At 72.3% G+C, this 17,164-nt stretch carries 13 protein-coding genes; 9 read left to right on the top strand and 4 right to left on the bottom strand.

Annotation, left to right across the window (positions count from 1 at the left end):
- Positions 1–88: 88 nt before the first annotated feature.
- On the top strand, positions 89–421 hold the full coding sequence (locus LG391_RS17805; protein ID WP_225769382.1) for a hypothetical protein: 333 nt from the start codon (positions 89–91) through the stop codon (positions 419–421).
- Here LG391_RS17805 and LG391_RS17800 read toward each other — a convergent pair whose 3' ends face one another.
- Positions 422–1,699, bottom strand: a complete 1,278-nt coding sequence (locus tag LG391_RS17800; RefSeq protein WP_225769381.1) for an arsenic transporter — start codon at positions 1,697–1,699, stop codon at positions 422–424.
- A 66-nt stretch (positions 1,700–1,765) separates the two neighbouring features.
- Positions 1,766–1,909: a hypothetical protein gene (locus tag LG391_RS17795; RefSeq protein ID WP_225769380.1), complete on the bottom strand. Its 144-nt coding sequence runs from the start codon at positions 1,907–1,909 to the stop codon at positions 1,766–1,768.
- Positions 1,910–2,040: 131 nt separating this feature from the next.
- Between LG391_RS17795 and LG391_RS17790 the strand changes: the two genes are divergently transcribed.
- The 8 genes from LG391_RS17790 (at position 2,041) to LG391_RS17755 (ending at position 12,415) form a co-directional block, all read left to right on the top strand.
- Complete coding sequence (locus LG391_RS17790; RefSeq protein ID WP_225769379.1) at positions 2,041–4,206, top strand: VTT domain-containing protein; 2,166 nt, start codon at positions 2,041–2,043, stop codon at positions 4,204–4,206.
- Positions 4,203–4,940: an endonuclease/exonuclease/phosphatase family protein gene (locus LG391_RS17785; RefSeq protein ID WP_225769378.1), complete on the top strand. Its 738-nt coding sequence runs from the start codon at positions 4,203–4,205 to the stop codon at positions 4,938–4,940. Before LG391_RS17790 ends, LG391_RS17785 begins: the two co-directional genes overlap by 4 nt.
- A 37-nt stretch (positions 4,941–4,977) precedes the next feature.
- Positions 4,978–5,523: a DUF4142 domain-containing protein gene (locus LG391_RS17780; protein ID WP_225769377.1), complete on the top strand. Its 546-nt coding sequence runs from the start codon at positions 4,978–4,980 to the stop codon at positions 5,521–5,523.
- A 302-nt stretch (positions 5,524–5,825) separates the two neighbouring features.
- Complete coding sequence (locus tag LG391_RS17775; RefSeq protein WP_225769376.1) at positions 5,826–7,958, top strand: TonB-dependent siderophore receptor; 2,133 nt, start codon at positions 5,826–5,828, stop codon at positions 7,956–7,958.
- 7 nt (positions 7,959–7,965) lie between these two features.
- Positions 7,966–8,862, top strand: a complete 897-nt coding sequence (locus LG391_RS17770; RefSeq protein WP_225769375.1) for an ABC transporter substrate-binding protein — start codon at positions 7,966–7,968, stop codon at positions 8,860–8,862.
- Complete coding sequence (fhuB, locus tag LG391_RS17765) at positions 8,855–10,861, top strand: Fe(3+)-hydroxamate ABC transporter permease FhuB (RefSeq protein ID WP_225769374.1); 2,007 nt, start codon at positions 8,855–8,857, stop codon at positions 10,859–10,861. Before LG391_RS17770 ends, fhuB begins: the two co-directional genes overlap by 8 nt.
- 16 nt (positions 10,862–10,877) lie before the next feature.
- A complete protein-coding gene (gene fhuF, locus LG391_RS17760) occupies positions 10,878–11,600 on the top strand; it encodes a siderophore-iron reductase FhuF (RefSeq protein WP_225769373.1) in 723 nt (240 codons plus the stop codon).
- Positions 11,597–12,415 (top strand): ATP-binding cassette domain-containing protein, encoded by an 819-nt coding sequence (locus LG391_RS17755; protein WP_255646706.1) that lies wholly within the window; start codon positions 11,597–11,599, stop codon positions 12,413–12,415. The genes fhuF and LG391_RS17755 overlap by 4 nt, the downstream gene beginning before the upstream one ends.
- A gap of 20 nt (positions 12,416–12,435) precedes the next feature.
- On the opposite strand, the gene LG391_RS17750 is transcribed toward LG391_RS17755, so the two are convergent.
- Positions 12,436–16,494, bottom strand: coding sequence for a non-ribosomal peptide synthetase (locus LG391_RS17750; RefSeq protein WP_225769372.1), 4,059 nt, complete (start codon positions 16,492–16,494; stop codon positions 12,436–12,438).
- Positions 16,491–17,164 (bottom strand): phosphopantetheine-binding protein (locus tag LG391_RS17745; RefSeq protein ID WP_225769371.1); only part of this gene is annotated, 674 nt, incomplete at its 5' end. The genes LG391_RS17745 and LG391_RS17750, both read right to left, overlap by 4 nt.

Here is a 17,164-nt window from a genome sequence, read left to right as displayed (position 1 = left end):
GCCGGCCGCCAAAAATTGCGACGCCCCCGGCCGGAACCGGCGGCCGGCCGCCGCCATTGGCCGGGTAACGGTCATCTCGGAGCTTGGAATGCCTTCGCCCAGCCGGAAGGAGAGCGCGGAACAGCTGCGGCGGGACATCGACCGCGGCCTGACCGGAGACAAGATCCCGGTGCAGGACCCGGCTGCGGCGCCGCTCGGCACCGATGACGAGGCCGCCGGCATGCCGCCCACCTCCGAGGAGATCCGGGACGCCCGCCGCCGCGAAGCGATCGGGCGTCCGCCGGACACCGAACTCGCGCGCGGCCCCGCGACGTCCGATCCGAGGCTGCCGCGGACCCTGCGGCCGATCTACGCCATCGCCTTCCTGTTCGCGCTGATCTTCGTGGTGGTGCTGATCCTGGCCCTGTGGAGCCTGGCCTGATCACCAGGGCAGGAGAAATCCGGCCAGAGCGAGCAGCAGCGACGGCGGCATCACGACGAGACCGAGCCGGAGGAACTGCAGCGCCCCGACCTCCAGCCCCTCGCGGCGCAGGGCCACCAGCCAGAGGATGGTGGCCAGCGATCCGGTGACCGACAGGTTCGGGCCGAGATCGATGGCGATCAGCGCGGCGCCGGCGATCTGCGGCGGCATGGGGAATTGGTCCAGAGGGGCCTGAGCCAGCGTCGACTGCACGATCAGCCCCGCCGGCAGGTTGTTCATCAGGTTGGTGGCCACCGCCACGATCACACCCGTGCCCCAGGCGGCGCCGCCGACCGAGCGAGCCATGGCGTCCTGCAGCGTGGCGGCGAGGAGATGGACGACGCCGGTCCGGTCCAGCCCCTCGACCAGCACGAACAGCCCGGCGACCAGCGGCAGCACCTCCCAGGAGATGCGGCGCAGCAGCCCCCAGGGCGCGGCACGGCGATGCAGCAGCACCGCCGCGGTGGTGAAGAGACCGGCCAGCGCCGTGGGCAGGCCGAGATCGAGCCCGAAGGCGGAGGCCAGCAGCAGAACGACGGCGGTGACGCCGAGGCCCCAGGCCGCCATATGGCCGCCGGGCGGCAGGGCCGGCACCGGCACGGCGGTGGCGATGGGCGCACGCAGCGCCTTCGCCTGGGTCAGCCGCAGCGCGACGAAGGTCGCCCCGATCGCCAACGCCGACGGCAAGGCGAACCAGGACAGCCACGTCAGCAGCGGCGGCATCTGGCTGCCGAACACCACGAGGTTGGCCGGGTTCGAGATCGGCAGCACGAAGCTGGCGGCGTTGGCGATGAACGCGCAGATCAGGAGATAGGGCAACGGCGCCGCCCCGGCCGCCCGCGCCACGGCATAGACCGCGGGTGTCAGCACCACGGCGGTGGCGTCGTTCGACAGGAAGACGGTGACGATAATGCCGACGACATAGGTCAGCCCGAACAACCGGCTCGCCGATCCGCGGGCCTGCCGCGCCGCGATCGCCGCAGCCCAGTCGAACAGCCCTTCGGTCCGCGCCAGTTCGGCCAGCAGCATCATGCCGATCAGGAACAGGTAGACATCGGTGCCCTTGCCGATCGCCGCCAGGGCATCGGATGCCGTCAGCAGCCCGAACCCGACCAGCGCCACGGCGCCGGCGGCCGCCCAGATCGCCTCGGGCAGGCGCCAGGGTCGCAGGATGACGCCGCCGGTCGCCAGCGCGGCGATGCCCCAGGTGGCGGCGGCGCCGTCGGTCAGCATGCTCATATCGGGATCGTCTCTCGGTTTCGGCTCTTCGTTAGCCGAGCCGGCGGCCATCCGGCAAGATGCGCATCAGCGCAGCCGCGCGGCCTCGGCCTCGTCGAGAAGGCCGAGCCGCCGCGCCGCGGCCAGCAGATGCCAGCGCATCGCCTCGCGTGCCGCGGCGACGGCTCCGCCGGCGATGGCACGGTGAATGCGGCGGTGCTCGTCGATCACCCCGCGACCAGGGCCGGCTGCCTCAGCGTGTTCCCGCGGGCGACGGAGATCGCAGCCGGCCGGAGCGGCGGTGACATTCCCCCGCCTTCGCGCGTTGACGGGAGGGGATAGGAAGGGAGGGATCCCACGCCGTGAGGGTCATTCGAAGCACCGCGGTCGTCGACCAGGAGGCGGACCGACCCGCCGAGACATCCGTGCTGCGGCCGCGGCGGAACGTCTGGCGGATCGAGCAGGCCCGCCGGGCCGCGGTGCTGGTCGACGCCGCCGCCTATTTCGGGGCGTTGCGCTCGGCGATGCGGCAGGCGAAGCACCGGATCCTGGTGATCGGCTGGGACATCGACAGCCGGCCGCCCCTGGTCGGACCGGAGGGCGAGCCCGAGGACGGGCTGCCGGCCACGCTGGGCGATTTCCTCTGCGCCCTTGTCCGCGAGCGGCCCGAGCTGTCCGTCAAGCTGCTGCTCTGGAACTATTCGCTGTACTACGCGCTGGAGCGCGAGCCCCTGCCGCTGCTCGCCCTGCAATGGAGCACGCCGCCGCAGATCGAGCTGTGCCTCGACGACGAGATCCCCGTCGGCTCCTCCCACCACCAGAAGATCGTGGTGATCGACGATGCGGTCGCCTTCGTCGGCGGGCTGGACCTGACGATCCGTCGCTGGGACACCTCGTGCCACCGGCCGGAGCATCCCGGCCGGGTCGACCCGGCCGGCGTCGCCTACCCGCCCTTCCACGATGTCCAGATGGCCGTCGACGGCCCCGCGGCGCGGGCCCTGGCCGAGCTCGCCCGCTGGCGCTGGGAGCGCGCGACATACGAGGCGCTGCCGGCCGTCGCCGCCCGGTCCGTGCCGTGGCCCGAGCAGGTCGAGGCGGATTTCCGCGACGTCGCCGTCGGCATTTCGCGGACGCTGCCGCTGTACCCTGGCGAGGGCGAGGTGCGCGAGATCGAGGCCCTGTTCGAGGACATGATCGATACGGCGCAGGAGGCGATCTACATCGAGAACCAGTTCCTGACCTCCGCTCACATGGCCGAACGCCTGGCCCGCCGGATGCAGGACGTCCCGGCGCTGCAGGCCGTGATCGTGGCCCCGCGCATCCATCACAGCTGGGTCGAGCATCGCGCCATGGCGCCCGGCCGCATCCGGTTCATGGAGATCCTGCGCGCCGGCGGCGTCGCCGGCCGGGTCCGGCTGCTGCACCCGCAGGCCGGCCGCGACGGCGCGACGGCCGACGTCATGGTCCATTCCAAGCTGATGATCGTGGACGACCGGCTTCTGCGGGTCGGCTCCGCCAATCTCTGCAACCGCTCGATGGGCGTGGACAGCGAATGCGACCTGACCATCGAGGCCATCGACGCCGATGAGCGCCGGGCCATCCGGCGCATCCGCGCCCGTCTGCTGGCCGAGCATTGCGGGGTCGAGCCGGAGGAGATGGACCGGCGGATCCGCGAGACCGGATCCCTGCTGGTCGCGATCGCGGCCGCCGGGACGGAACGCCGGCTGGTGCCGGTCGACGACCATCAGCCGGTCGCGGACGAGCGGGGCTGGACTCTCGCCGGCTTCGCCGATCCCCGCCATCCGCTGCCGGCGACCGGCCTGATCGACCGCGCCCTGGCCTCGGTCAAGGCGCGCTGGCGCGGCCTGCTGCGCATCGCCCCGATCATCATCGCGGCCCTGCTGCTGGCGCTGGCCTGGAGCACCACCGACCTCGCCGGCTGGGCGCAGCCGGAGCGGCTGCAGCAGTCCCTGCACGGCCTGGCGGGAACCGGCTGGGGGCCGCCGCTGGTCATCGCAGCCTTCGTGCTGGGCGGGATGGTGATGTTCCCGGTGACGGTGCTGATCGCCGCGACGGCCGCCGCCTATGGCGCCTGGCCGGGGCTGGCCTATGCCGGGGCCGGCGCGCTGGCCAGCGCCCTCGCCGGCTATCTGGTCGGCCTGATGGCGGGCGAGAATGCCTTGCGCGCCGTCATGGGCCCGCGGCTGCACCGGATCCGCGACGGCATCGCCCGCCGCGGGGTAGTCGCCGTCGCCACGATCCGGCTGGTGCCGGTCGCGCCCTTCACCCTGGTCAACCTGGTCGCCGGCGCGGCGCGGATCCCGATCCTCGATTTCGTCCTGGGCACCGCGCTCGGCCTGGCGCCTGGGCTGCTGGTGCTGTCGACGCTGGGCGACCGCATCCTGTCGATCCTGCGCGATCCGTCGCTGGCGGAGATCGGTATCCTGCTGGCGGTCCTGGCCGCCTGGATCGCGCTGTCCGTCGGGCTGCAGGCGCTGGTCAGCCGGAGGCGGCGCTCACGGTCGTGACGGACGCGCCGCTCCGCCTCCTGACATGGAACATCCACGCCGGCATCGGCCCGGACGGCCGTTACGACCTGGACCGCGTGGTCGCCCTGGTCCAGCGGCACGAGCCCGACATCGTCGCCCTGCAGGAGGTGGATTCGCGCGGCCGCGGCAACGGCCCCGATTCCCCCTTTGCCCTGCTATCCACGGCGCTCGGCCCCCACACCGCCGCGGCACGGACCATCGTCGCGCCGGACGGGCATTACGGGCATCTTCTGATCAGCCGCTGGCCGCTGTCGGCCATCCAGCTGCACGACCTGACCCATTCCCGCCGGGAGCCGCGCTGCGCCGTCGAGGCCATGGTCTCGGCCCCGGCCGGCCCGCTCCACCTCGCTTCGGTCCATCTCGGCCTCGCCTTCTCGGAGCGGCGCCGCCAGGCGGCGATGCTGGCGCGGATCGCCGACAGCGCCGCGCGGACCTCGGTCATGCTCGGCGATTTCAACGACTGGACCTGGAACGGCGCCGTCCGGCGGTCGCTGGCCGAGGTGCTGCCGGCCCGCACGCCGCAGCGCACCTACCCGGCCCGCTGCCCCGTGCTGACGCTCGACCGCGTGTACTGCCGGCCGCGCCACGCCCTGCTGCGCAGCTGGGTCGATCCCGAGGGCCGGCATGTCTCGGACCATCTGCCGCTAATCGCCGAGATCCGGGTCGATCCGGTTCCGATGGCGTCGGAACCCGCGATCCGGCCGTCTCGTTGACCAGGCGAGATCGTCCGCCTCCAGCACGGAGCCGACCATGAGACGCCTCCCGGCGGTTGTGGCCGTCGCCGCCATGGCCTGCCTCGCGACCGTCCCGACCGCATCGGCGCAGAGCGGCAACGTCGCCGTGCAGCCGGTGCAGACCGATGCGGCCGGCTATGTCCGGGAGACCGCGATCAGCAACCTGTTCGAGGTCTCGGCCGCCCAGGCGGCGCTGGAGAAGGCAGCCTCCGACGAGGTGCGCAGCTTCGCCCGGATGATGATCGACGACCACATGAAGGCCGGAGAGCAGCTGACGGAGGCGGCGAAGGGCCAGAATCTCGCCACCTCCCTGCCGACCAGCGTGGACGCGCGACACGACCAGCTGCTGCAGGATCTCGCCACCGGGACCGAGCAGGATTTCGACCGGCTGTACATGCGGACCCAGGTGGAAGCCCACACCGCGGCGCTGAAGCTGCAGCAGGACTACAGCAGCTTCGGCGCCAACCCCGCGCTGAAGGCGATCGCCACCCAACTCGTCCCGATCATCAAGCGCCATTTGGATCAGGCGCAGACCATCCTCGACCGGCTCAGCAGGGCCTGACGACGGGCAACGCCGGGCGCGGTTCGCCGATCCGTCGAGTTCGATGAAAATCTTCATGAAATGAGATTGCGAGTCATTATTATTCTTGATAATTGAGCAGCCGGCATTTCACGACGGGCGCGGCGCAGGCCGCCGGCGTCCGCGGTTCCGAATAAGAAGGATGGGGTGGCATGGGTGCTGGATACGGCGCGCGCGACCGCGTGCGGATGTTGCTAACGACAACCATTCTCGTCGCGGCCAGCGGATCGGTCGGGACATCCGCGCAGGCGCAGACGCAGGTTCAGCCTCCGGCGCAGCCGCAGGTGCAGGAGACGCAGCCCGGGGACGGCGTCGTCCTGGCCCCGATCGTCGTCACCGGCCAGGGCGAGAGCCCGACCGGCCCGGTGCAGGGTTTCGTGGCCAACACCGGCCTCAGCGCCACCAAGACCGCCACGCCGCTGATCGAGACGCCGCAGTCGATCTCGGTGGTTCCCAAGGACCAGATCACGGCGACGAACGCCGAGACCCTGTCCCAGGCGCTGACCTACACCCCCGGCGTCACCTTCCAGTCCGGCGCCTACAGCCGGCTGAACGACGATTTCATGATCCGCGGCTTCAACGTGTCCACCGGCGCATCCGGCATGCTGCGCGACGGGCTGCGGCTGCAGTCGAACGTCTATGACGGCAACCAGGAGCCGTACGGGCTGGAGCGCATCGAGGTGCTGCGTGGTCCCTCCTCCGTCCTCTACGGCCAGTTGACCCCCGGCGGCGTGGTCAACGCCATCAGCAAGCGGCCGACCGACACGACGTTCCACGAGCTGAACGCCGAGTACGGGAGCTACGGCCGGACCCAGTTCTCCGGCGATACCGGCGGGCCGATCGATGACAACGGCATGCTGTCCTACCGGCTGACCGGCCTGTGGCGCGATTCCGGCAACTGGGTCGATCACGTGCCGGACGACAAGTTCTACATCGCCCCGGCCCTCACCTTCCGGCCGTCGGACGCGACCACCATCACCTTCCTGAGCGACTATCAGGAGATCTACACCCGCTTCGCGCCGCCAATGCCCTTCACCGAATTGCGCGAAGGCAAGATCCCGCGCGACCTGTTCATCGGCCAGAAGGGCTACGACAAGTACTACAGCGAGAGCTACACGCTCGGCTACCAGCTCGAGCACAAGTTCAACGACAGCCTGACCCTGCGCAATTCCCTGCGCTACTATCATGCCGAGGTGGATTGGAACTATCTGAGCTACGGAACGCTCAGGGCCGACAATTCCCTGACCCGCGGCGTGATCAATCGCGACGAGGAGTCGAACGGCTTCACCACCGACACCTCGCTGGAGGCAAAGGTCGAGACCGGACCGGTGCAGCACACGCTCCTGGCCGGCATCAACACATACGGCGTCAGCTACGACACCAACCGCTTCGGCGGCTCGGTCGCCGCGCTCAACGACATCTACGACCCGGTCTACGACGCGACCGTCACCGTCAACAACAGCAACAACACCGGCTTCAAGAACTCGGGCTCGCAGATCGGCATCTATTTCCAGGATCAGATGAAGATCTACGACAAGCTGATCCTGGTGCTCGGCGGCCGCTACGACTGGGCCGACGCCTACAACAACAGCTACCGCAATCAGGCCACGCTCGACCTTCTGGGCATCGACCGGAAGCAGAGCCGTTCGGACAGCGCCTTCACTGGCCGCGTCGGGCTGCTGTATCTGTTCGACAACGGCCTCGCGCCCTATGTCAGCTTCAGCCAGTCCTTCGACCCGACCGCGCTGAGTGCCGGCGTCAGCGCCGACGGAAGGCAGTTCGAGCCGAGCAAGGCCAACCAGTACGAGGCCGGGCTGCGCTACCAGCCGGCGGGCGAGAACTTCCTGATCAGCGGCGCCATCTTCCGGATCGACCAGGACCATGTGCTGATGACGGATCCGGAGAACAACCTGTTCTCGATCCAGACTGGCAAGGTGCGATCGCAGGGCATCGAGCTGGAGGCCCGGGCCAGCATCGGTGCGCTCAACCTCGTCGGCGCCTACAGCTATACCGATGCACGCAACATGGAAGGCCAGCTGAAGGACGAGCGCCTGGCCCTGGTCCCGTATCACAATGTCTCGGTCTGGGCCGACTACAAGCTCGACGGCCTCGGCCTCAGGGGCCTGACGATCGGCGCCGGCCTGCAGTATCTGAGCTCCACCAACATCCCGGGCTTCTATCCCGCCAGCAGCCCCGAGGCCGGAGGGAAGGTCCGCGAGGACGTGCCGGGCCGGATGCTGGTGGACGCCATGATCTCCTATGATTTCGGCGCGCTCGACGAACGCCTGACGGGAACCACGCTGCAGCTCAACGCCAAGAACCTGTTCGACACGGACTACATCACCTGCGTCGACATCGGCGGCTGCCGTTACGGCGAGCCCTTCACCATTTCGGCCTCGCTGGGCTACCGCTGGTGACGATGTGATGCTGCACCGGCGCGCGGTCCTGGGCGGGATCGGGCTGGCCCTCGCCGGCCCGGCCTGGGCGCGCGCGCAGGCCCCGGGACCGGCACGCCGGGTCGCATGCCTCGACCTGCTGCTGACCGAGACGCTGCTGACGCTCGGCGTCACGCCCGCCGCGGTCGGCAACATCCCGCTCTATGAGCGGCTGGTGGCCGAGCCGGCGCTGCCGGACGGCGTGCCGGATCTGGGCCCGCTGCAGGAACCCAATCTCGAGCTGCTGCAGCATCTGCGGCCGGACCTGATCCTGGCCCCCTCCTGGGCCGAGGTCGGCCAGAATGACCTGGAGCGCATCGCCCCGGTCGCCTGGCTGCCGAGCTTCTCCACCGAGAAGCCGGCGCTGGACCATGCCCGGGACCTGCTGATCCGGGTGGCGGCGCTGACCGGCCGCGACGCCGAGGCCCGGGCCTGGGCCGACCGCGCCGGTGCTGCCGTGGCCGAGGCCCGCCAGGTCCTCGAGCCCTGGACCGACCGGCCGGTCTATGTCGTCCGCTTCATGGAGGACGGGCGCCATGCCGCGATCTTCGGCGGCAAGGGCATGATCGGCGACGTGCTGTCCCGCCTGGGCCTGCGCAACGCCTGGACGGGGCGAACCAATGTCTGGGGCACCACCTCGATCGGCATCGAGCAGCTGGCCGGCGACGCCGAGGCCCGGCTGATCCATTTCGACCGCGGCGCCGAGACCGAGCGCGCGCTGCGGCAGCTCGCGGCCAGCCCACTCTGGGCCGCCCTGCCGGCGGTGCGCCGGGACCGGGTGATCGAGATGCCGGTGGTCTATCCCAACGGCGGGGTGGCCTCCGCCATCCGTTTCGCCCGGCAGCTCGCGCAGGTCCTGCCGGCGCAGGGATCCGCGAATGGCTGACCTCGCCCTGTCCCGGCCGGTGGCGACGGGCCGCCCGGCCCTGCTGGCGGCGCTGCTGATCGGTGCTGCCCTGGCCCTGTTCCTGCACCATCTGCGGGCGCTGCTGCCCGCGGCGGAATGGGGGCAGGCCCTGACCGCGCCCGATCCGGCCGAGATGCGTCAGATGCTGGCGCAGTACAGCCTGCTGCCGCGCCTGGTCGTCGGCCTGCTCGGCGGCGCCGCGCTCGGCCTGGCCGGCGTGCTGTTCCAGCAGGCGCTGCGCAACCCGCTGGCCGAGCCCGGGACGCTGGGCGTCTTCGCCGGGGCGAAGCTGGCGCTGATCGCCGCCACCTTGTCAGTGCCATCGCTGCTGGAAGCCGGGCAGGAGGCGGTGGCCCTGCTCGGCAGCGCCGCGGCGATGGCCCTGATCCTGCTGCTGAGCTGGCGCCACAAGCTGGCGCCGATCGCCGTGATCCTGGCCGGGCTTGTCGTCACCTTCTATCTCGACGCCGGCAGCAAGATGCTGGTGCTGTTCAACCACCAGGCCCTGACCGACCTGTTCGTGTCGCAGGGCGGATCGCTGAATCAGAACAACTGGGACGTGGCGCTGGCCCTGGCGCCGCGCCTGGCCCTGGCGGGGCTGGCCGGCGCGCTGATGCTGCGGCCGCTGACCCTGCTCGACCTCGACGAGGACGGTGCCCGCGGACTCGGCTTGTCGCCGGCGGCGGCCCGTCTCGCGGCGATCGCGGGGGCGGTGCTGCTCAGCGCCTCGGTCGCCGCCCTGCTCGGGCCGATCGGCTTCATCGGCCTGGCCGGGCCCGCCATCGCCCGCCTCGCCGGCGCGCGGCGTTTCCGCGACCGCCTGGTCTGGGCGCCGGCCGTCTCCGCCGGGCTGCTGGCGCTGACCGATCAGTTGGTGCAGTTCGTCGACGCCGCCAGCGCGGTGCCGACCGGCGCCGTCACCGCCATCCTCGGCGCGCCGCTGCTGCTGTGGCTGCTGCGCCGGCTGCGTCCGGCGGCGGGCGAGGCCCGGCCCAGCCGTCCGGCCGCCGATGACCATCGCCGCCGGCATCCCTGGCCCTGGATCGCCGGCGCCCTGCTGCTGCTCGGCCTGGTCGTCTGGGCCGCGCTGGCGCTGGGCCGCACGGCGGAAGGCTGGCAGTGGAGCATGGGCGGCGAGCTCGACCTGCTGTTGCCCTGGCGGGCGCCGCGCGTCGCTGCGGCGCTGGGCGCCGGCTTCATGCTGGCGACCGCCGGCGTGGTGCTGCAGCGCCTGACCGGCAACGCCATGGCGAGCCCGGAGCTGCTCGGCGTCTCCTCCGGCGCCGCCCTGGCGCTGATCCTCGCCGCCGTCGCCGTGCCCGGATTGGATCGCCTGGCCCTGACGGGCGTGGCCGGGCTCGGCGCGCTGGCGGCGCTGCTGGCGGTGCTCTCGCTCGGGCGGCGATCGGCCTTCTCCTCCGAGCACATGCTGCTCGCCGGCGCGGCGCTGACCACCATCGCCGGCGCCTTCATGGTGGCGCTGCTGTTCAGCGGCGACCCCCGGACCGCGCTGCTGCTGGGCTGGCTGTCTGGATCGACCTACGGCGTCTCCGTCCGCGATGCCGCGATCACCTGCGGCCTGGCCCTGGCCGCCGCGCTGATCCTGCCGCTGGCCGGGCGCTGGCTGACCATCCTGCCGCTCGGCGCCGCGACCGGCCGGTCGCTGGGGCTGTCGCTGGCCCGCAGCCGGGCCGCCCTGCTGCTGCTGACCGCGGCGCTGACCGCCGGGGCGACGCTGACCGTCGGCCCGCTGAGCTTCGTCGGGCTGATGGCGCCGCACATGGTCCGCATGCTCGGCATCCGCCGGCCGACGCCACAGATCCTGGCGGCCGGGCTGCTCGGCGCCGGGCTGATGGTGCTGGCCGACTGGCTGGGCCGCACCGTCGCCTTTCCCTGGCAGGTGCCGGCCGGGCTGGTTGCGACCTTCGTCGGCGGCACGTATTTCATCTGGCTGATGCAGCGACGGCGGCCGGCATGACACCCGCATTCCTCCCATGATCGACGCCCTGGCCCCGATCTTCGTCGGCCCGCTGGCCGATTTCGCCGACCGGCTGATGCCGGCCGAGGATCCGCGGCCGGGGATCCGGGGATCTGACCTGCTCGACCCCGCCGTGCTGGGCCCGATCCTGGAGTGCTTCGCCCGGCGCTACGACCAGCCGGAACCGCGGGCGGTGGCCTCGCTGTGGGCGAAATGGCATTTCTGGATGCTGCTGACGCCGGTGGTGGCGGCCAGCCTGCTGGTGGAGCGCGGCCTGCCGACCGGCCTCGACGAGGTCGAGGTGATCGTGGCACCGGACGGACAGACGACCGGGTTCAAGCTGCCGCATGACGGCGGCCGGATCGCCCCGGCCGACGGCTTCGAGCGCTTCGGGCCGCTGGTCGACCGGCATATCGAGCCGCTGATCCGGGCGCTCGCGGCGCAGAGCGGCGCCACCGCGAAGGTGCTGTGGAGCAATGTCGGCAACCTGTTCGAGAACCTGCTGCGCCAGATCGAGGCGTCCGGCATGGCGCGCGGGCCCGGCCCGGCCCAGGCCCGCGCCCTGATGGCGAGCCGCGACTGGCCCGGCCGGCGCGGCAACCCGCTGTTCGAGCCGGTGCGCTATGTCGAGCGCGACGGCGAGCGGAAGAGGCTGCGGCGCGTCTGCTGCATCCGCTATCTGATCCCCAGCCTGGAGCTGTGCTCGACCTGCCCGCTGGAGAAAGCGAGACCGGCATGAACCACACCGCCCCCGCGCCTGCGGCCGAGACCGATGCCGCGCCGGCGATGTTCGAGCTGTCTCAGGCCGCCTTCGCCGTCGCCGAGCGCACCCTGCTGCAGCCGCTGGACCTCACGCTGGCGCCGCACCGGGTCACCGGGCTGATCGGCCACAACGGCTCCGGCAAGTCGACGCTGCTGAAGATCCTGGCGCGGCAGCAGCCGCCGAGCGCCGGCACGGTCCGGTTCGAGGGCCGGCCGCTGCGGGACTGGGCCGACCGCGCCTTCGCCCGGCGGGTCGCCTATCTGCCGCAGCAGACGCCGCCCGCCTCCGGCCTCCTGGTGCGCGAGTTGGTGGCGCTGGGGCGCTATCCCTGGCACGGCGCGCTCGGCCGCTTCGGCGCCGTCGACCGCGAAAAGGTCGAGGAGGCGATGGCGCTGACCGACATCTCTCCCTTCGCCGACCGGCTGGTCGAGACTCTGTCGGGCGGCGAGCGGCAGCGGGCTTGGCTGGCCATGCTGGTGGCGCAGGACGCCGCCTGCCTCCTGCTGGACGAGCCGATCTCCGCCCTCGACATCGCCCATCAGGTCGATGTCCTGGCGCTGGTGCAGCGGCTGAGCCGGAGCAAGGGGCTGGGCGTCGTCATGGTGCTGCACGACATCAACATGGCGGCGCGCTTCTGCGACGACATCGTGGCGCTGCATTCCGGCCGGCTGATCGCCCGCGGCGCGCCGGAGTCGATCCTGCGGCCCGACCGGCTGCAGGCGATCTACGGCATCCCGATGGGCGTCCTGCCCAACCCGGCCGGCGGCCCGCCGATCAGCTATCCCCACTGACCGGCGGGGCTCCCTCCCCCCTACTGCGCCGCCACCGCTGGCAGGGCATCGGCCCGGCGCAGCGCCTCGCGGACGCCGGACTGGAAGTCCGGCGCGTGTATGATGTCGAGATGCGTGGCGCCCGGCACCCGCGCCAGCGCCGCCACCGGCACCAGCAGGCTCCAGTCGCGCAGCCGCTCCGGCCGGCCCAGCGAATCCTCCGCCTGCCAGACATGGACCGGCAGGTCGAGCGGCCGGTACTGGTAGCGCGCGGCGCGCAGCCGCTTGTCCAGCATCGCCCACAGCTCGAATTCGCGCGAGGTCAGGTCCGGCCCGTCCGCGGGCAGGCCGTCGGCATGGGCCAGGACGTATTCGTCCAGCGCCGCCCGCTCGGCCTCGTCCATCAGGCCGAACAGCGACCGCCACTGCGCCGCCATAGCCGAGCGGCCGAGCCACTGCTCCAGCAGGGCCGCGGCCCGCCGCCGCTCCTCCGCCGCCGGCGATCGGCCGGGACGGAAATCGACATTCTCGAAGACATCGACCAAGCCCAGGAACTCGACCGCCATCCGCCCCTTCAGGCGATGCGCCGTCTCGAAGGCCAGGTCGCCGCCGGAGGACCAGCCCAGCAGGGCGCAGCGCCCGCCGGCAGTGCGCTCGATATGGTCGGCGAATTCCTGCGCCAGCGCCGCCATGTCGTAGCCGCGCCAGCGCTGCGCGGTATAGACGTGGCTGACGAAGCCGGTGACCGGGCGGTCGCCGCCCAGCGCCGCGACCATCGAGGCGAACTCGGTCGAGTTCACGATCAGCCCGGGGATGCAGTAGGGCGGCACGCCGTCGCCGCCGCCCGGCAGATGCACGACCCCCCGCCCCCTCGGCGGCGCCGGCGCGATCCGCTCTGCCCGCTCGGCCAGGCTGCGGGCGTTCAGGATGTCGGCCAGGGTCAGCGCCTGCCCGCCGGCCAGCCCCTGCTTGCGGATCCGGGCCAGCAGCTTCAGGCTGAGGATCGAATCCCCACCGAGGGCGAAGAAGTTGTCGTCGCGGCCGATCGCGTCGGTGCCGAGCAGGCCGGACCAGAGCGCGGCCAGCGCCTGTTCGGTCTCGCCGCGCGGCGGGTCGCCGGCCGGCTTTGCCGACTCGGGGGCCGGCAGCGCCCTGCGGCCGGGCTTGCCGTTGGCCGTGACCGGCAGGGCGTCCAGCCGCAGCCAGGCGGCCGGGACCATGTAGTCCGGCAGCCGGGCGGCGAGCTTGGCCTTGACCGCCTCCAGATCCGTGCCGGCCGGCGCTGCGACATAGGCGACGAGCTGCAGCCGGCCATCCTCCGCCGGCAGCGCCACCACGGCGGCGTCGGCGACGCCGTCGAGGCCGCGCAGCGCCGTCGCCACCTCGCCCGGCTCGACCCGGTAGCCGCGGATCTTCACCTGGTCGTCGGCCCGGCCGAGGAATTCCAGGCTGCCGTCCCTGAGCCGCCGCACCCGGTCGCCGGTGCGGTACAGCCGCGCGCCGGGCGGGCCGAAGGGATCGGGCACGAAGCGCTCCGCGGTCAGGTCCGGGCGGCCGAGATAGCCACGCGCCACGCCGGGGCCGCCGAGATAGAGCTGGCCTGCCGCGCCAGCCGGCACCGGGTTGAGATGGCCGTCCAGCACATGCGCCGCGGCATCCGGCAGGGGCCGGCCGATCGGCAAGGTGCCAGCGTCGCGCCAGGCCACGACGGCGGGCTGGCACAGCGCACCGACCGTGGCCTCGGTCGGGCCATAATGGTTAACCACCCGGCAGCCGGGCGCCAGCTCGCGGATCCGCTCCAGCAGCGGCCAGCCGGTGGCCTCGCCGCCCAGCACCAGCGTGTGGGCCGGCAGCGCATCCTGCGGCCGGCGCGCCTGCAGCAGCGCCTGCAGGTGGCTCGGCACGATCTTCAGCACCTCGATGCGCTGGGCGGCCATGGTTTCGGCGAAGCGGTCCGAGTCGAAGGCGTGGGCCGGATCGATCAGATGCAGCTCGCCGCCGCCATAGAGCGCGCCGTAGAGCACGGTGTTGCCCAGATCGGCGGCGACGGTCGAGACCATCGCCATCCGCGCGCCCTCGGGCAGGTCCAGCACCTGCAGCACGCCGCGGGCATAGTCGGCCATGCCGCCGCGGGTGACGACCACGCCCTTCGGCTTGCCGGTCGACCCCGAGGTGTAGATCACGCAGCCGGCCTGGTCCGGCACCGGCGCGGACAGTGGGACTGTCGCATCATCAGCATCGTCGTCCAGCGACAGGCGCAGCACCTCGCAGCCGAAGCTCTCCGCCGTCTCGGCATCGACCAGCAGCCAGCGGGCGCCGCTGTCGGCCACCAATTCCGCCCGCCGCTCCAGCGGCGCCGCGGGGTCGAGCGGCAGATAGGCCGCGCCGGCCTTGAGCACGCCGAGCAGGCCCAGCACCCATTCCGGCGTCCGCCCCATCTGCAGCGCCACCCGGTCCTCGGGCCGGACGCCGCGGGCGACCAGCCGCCGGGCCAGCCGGTCGGAGGCCTGGTCGAGCTGCGCCCGGGTATAGGACCTGTCCTCGTGCCGGAGGGCGACCGCTTCCGGCCGCGCCGCCGCCTGCGCCCGCCAGGCCGCGATCAGATCCGCCGGCGGTTCGCCGCTCACCGGTCCGAACGCGGTTTCCGCCGCTGGGATCGGCGCGAGATCGGCCAGGCGCCGCCCCGGCGCCGCCACCACGGCCTCGGCCAGGACGGCGAAATCCGCCGCCAGCCGTTCGATCGTCGCCGCGTCGAACACGTCGGGGGTGTAGGCGATGAGGACGTCGACCCCCTCCGCCCGGTCGGTGAAGTCGAGGCTGAGGTCGAAATGCGCGGCGCCGCTGCCCAGGCCGCGCAGCGTCATGGCCAGGCCGGCGAAGTCGCGGCCGCCCGGCGCGTCGGCCTGCTCGGTGCATTTCACCTGGAACAGCGGGTGCACCCCGGCCTGCCGCGGCGGGGCCAGCGCCTCGACCACCATGTCGAAGGGCATGTCGATCCGGGTCTCCGCCGCCAGCAGGCCCTCGCGCACCTGGTCCAGCAGCGCGGTGAAGCCCCGGCGCTGGTCGATGACCGTGCGCAGCACCGCGACATTGGTGAAGTAGCCGATCATCGGATGCGTCTCGGCCCGGCCGCGATGGGCCAAAGGCGCGCCGATGCGGATGTCGTCGCCCCCGCCGTTCCGCGTCAGCAGCAGCTTGAACAGCGCCAGCACGGCCATGAAGGTCGAGGCGTTGCGGCCGCGGGCCAGGGCGCGCAGCCGGTCGCTCAGGGGCTGGGACAGGCGGAAGCGGTGCGCCGCCCCGGCCCCGCTGCGCTCCGTGGGACGCGGGCGGTCGAACGGCAGGTCGAGCGGCGGGTGGCTGTCGCCCAGCGCCGCCTTCCAGGCCTCGATCTGTCGCGCCTCCTCCCCCGCCTCCAGCCAGCTGCGCTGCCAGGCGGCGTAGTCGGCATAGTGCAGCGCCAGCGGCGGCAGGCCGGACGGCGTGCCGTCGCGCCGGGCGGCGTAGAGGGCGGCGAGGTCGCGGATGATCAGCCCGATTGACCAGCCATCGGCGACGATGTGGTGCAGGGCCAGCACCAGCCGGTGCTCGCGATCGGCCAGCGCATGCAGCTCGAAGCGCAGCAGCGGCCCGGCTTCGAGGTCGAAGGGCTGGCGCGCCAGGGCTTCGGCGAAGGCGTCGCTCTCCGCCTCCTGATCCGCAGCGGCGCGCAGGTTCCGGACCACGAAGGGCGGCGGCAGCTCGGCGTGCAGGCGCTGCACCGGCCGGCCCTCGGCGTCGATGCCGAAGGTGGTGCGCAGCGCCTCGTGCCGGGCGACGAGATCGCCGGCCGCAGCCTGCAGCGCCGCGGCGTCGAGGTCGCCGGACAGGGACAGGATGCCGGCCATGGTGTAGGCCGGGCTGGCGGGGTCGCGCTGCCAGGTCAGCCACAGCCCGCGCTGGGCGTGGGACAGCGGCAGGTCGCCGCCGCGCTCGACCGGCACGATCGGCAGGGTGGCGAAGTCCACCCCGTGCTCGGCCAGCTTGTCCAGGAAGGCGCGGCGGCGATCCGGCGCCAGCGCGGCGAAGCGGCGGGCGATGTCCTGCGCGTTGATGGTCATGTCAGGTCCTCGAGTTCGCTCATCCACTTGTCCATCTCGTCCAGGCGCTGCCCGGCGGCGCCGGAGGACAGGTCCAGGCTGGCGGCCAGCCCGGCGAGGGTGGGATGGTCGAAGAAATGGCGGATCGGCAGGGCGCGGCCGTGCCGCTCCAGCAGCAGCGCCCGCACCTTCATGGCGGCCAGCGAGTGTCCGCCGAGCTGGAAGAAGTCGTCGTGGCGGGAGATGTGGGCGAGGCCGAGGACGTCCTGCCAGATGCGGGCGATGGCCTGCTCGGTCTCGCCCTCCGGCTCGGCCAGGGTCTCGGCCGCGCTCTCCCACTCCGGATCGGGCAGGGCCTTGCGGTCCAGCTTGCCGTTGGCCGAGACCGGCAGGGCCGCGAGCCCCATGATGCGCGACGGCACCATGTAGTCCGGCAGCAGCGCCGACAGGTGCCGCTTCAGTTCGGCCTCGTCGGGCTGCGCCTCGCCGGCGACATAGCCGACCAGCCGGCCCTCCCGCAGCACCACCACCGCGTCCCGCACGCCGGGATGGGAACGAAGGCCCGCCTCGATCTCGCCGAGCTCGATCCGGAGGCCGCGCAGCTTCACCTGATGGTCCAGCCGGCCGAGATACTCGATCGCCCCGTCCCCGCGGCGCCGCACCAGGTCGCCCGACCGGTACATCCGGCTGC

The organism is Inquilinus sp. Marseille-Q2685, from assembly GCF_916619195.1.
GTDB lineage: Bacteria > Pseudomonadota > Alphaproteobacteria > DSM-16000 > Inquilinaceae > Inquilinus.
This window is presented reverse-complemented; position numbering and strand designations above follow the sequence as displayed.